The sequence below is a fragment of the Rhodovulum viride genome, from assembly GCF_003265965.1.
Taxonomy (GTDB): Bacteria; Pseudomonadota; Alphaproteobacteria; order Rhodobacterales; family Rhodobacteraceae; genus Rhodovulum; species Rhodovulum kholense.
Genome location: NZ_MUAV01000081.1, coordinates 1 through 1,687, shown reverse-complemented (window position 1 = coordinate 1,687; position 1,687 = coordinate 1). Strand labels below are relative to the sequence as shown.

The following is a 1,687-nucleotide window of genomic DNA, read 5'->3' as shown; positions in this document are numbered from 1 at the left end:
ATCGGCTACCACGCCGCAAGAAGCGGAGGAGGCATTCCACACAAGCTTGAACGCTACCGAAAAAACAGCCTAATCACTGAACCAGAAACTCTCCGGTAAACCCGGGGCGGTTCAGTGGACAACTCAGTGCAAGGTCACATCCGTCGGTGCAACCGTGAAGATCGAAATTCCGTCAGACAAGGATGCGCTGTTCTTCGACAGCTCCAACGTCACGCCAGCGGTTTCGCTGACCATGGCCGCGTTTTGCTGCGTCACAGTATCCAGGTGCGAGATCGCGGTGTTTATCTCTGTGAGCGTTATCGTCTGTTCTTGCAGACCGCTCACCACCTCCCTGATGCGTTCACTGATCCGGTCGACACTGCGGAATATCCCGCCAAGGTCGCCGCTGGCCTTGCCCACCAACGTCGCGCCGTCGCGCACATATTCGCTGCTCTGAACGATCAGGGATTTGATTTCCTTTGCGGAGTCGGCCGACCTTTGCGCCAGCTGCCGGACCTCGGAGGCGACCACCGCAAAGCCGCGCCCCGCTTCCCCCGCACGAGCCGCCTCCACCCCCGCATTCAAGGCAAGCAGGTTCGTCTGAAACGCGATGTCGTCGATCACCGAAACGATCTGAGAGATCGACTTCGAGGAATCCTCGATCCTCTGCATGGCGGCGGTCACATCTTCGACGACCTTGCTGCTGTCTCCGGCCGCTTTCCTGGTGTCCTGTGCCTCCCGGCCGACTTCGGACGCATAGTCCGCCGCTTTCCGCGCGGTGTGGTTCAGTTGGTCCACCGCCGCGGCCGTCTGTTCCAGGGTCGCCGCCTGCGTTTCGGTGCGGCGAGAAAGCTCATCGGCGTTTCCAGAAACTCTCTGGGACATTCCGTCGATGGTGCCGGCCACGTCTTTGACCTGTCTGATCAAATTGGCCATGTTTTCCGAAGCCGCGTTGAAACTGTCGGCCACTTCCTTCATGCGGTCCTGGGCAGACAGTTCGACGCGGTACGTCAGGTCTCCATTGCTGAGCGCCTGGAGCCCCTTCGAAATCGCGCGGATCGCCTCGCGCTGCCGCGTTATTTCCGTCGCGATCTTCGTGATCTGAACGACCGTACCATCCTCGTCGAAGACCGGAGCATATGTCGCGGAAATCCAGATCACTTCATCTTCCTTGGTGATCCTCGGGAACTCGTCCGTGAAGAATTCGCCGGCGCGCAGACGATTCCAGAAATCTTGGTACGCCTGTGTCTGGCGATACTTTTTCTGCACAAACATGCTGTGGTGCTGACCGACCACTTCCGCGGCGGTGTAACCGAGCGCGCGCAGAAACATGTCATTTGCCTCCAAGATCACACCTTCGGGCGTGAAGTGGATCACGGCCTGGGTGCGTTCGACAATCTGAACAATCGCGTCAGATTTGCTAACGGATTTTGACCCACTGGAACCTTTGCGTCGATTGAACCACATCATCGCCTCCGCGTCTGCCCTGGACGATGCATACAGGCGACATATTGAAGCACCCTTAAATTTTCCGATTTGACTTTCCTCATTCCTCCGCCGGGTCGCTGCGGATCTGATGCTGGCTAAAACGTTTTGCAGATATTGCCCTGCACTCTGAGAACTGGAGCGCCTGGATCATGAGCTTTCGGCTGGGTGCTCTGTTCCCTGAAAACTGGACCGTTTGAAGCTGGAGTTTTCGGCTAATCTT

The 1,687-nt window shown here is 57.6% G+C and carries 1 protein-coding gene; it reads right to left on the bottom strand.

Annotated elements, in window-relative coordinates; genetic code table 11:
• Window positions 1-123: 123 nt before the first annotated feature.
• Window positions 124-1,446 (bottom strand): methyl-accepting chemotaxis protein, encoded by a 1,323-nt coding sequence (locus BYZ73_RS20990; protein WP_112317552.1) that lies wholly within the window; start codon window positions 1,444-1,446, stop codon window positions 124-126.
• Between the last annotated feature and the right edge of the window lie 241 nt (window positions 1,447-1,687).

Bases quoted from the DNA above. Each gene is read 5' to 3' on its own strand.
- BYZ73_RS20990 (WP_112317552.1), bottom strand. From the start codon at position 1,446: ATGTGGTTCAATCGACGCAAAGGTTCCAGTGGGTCAAAATCCGTTAGC.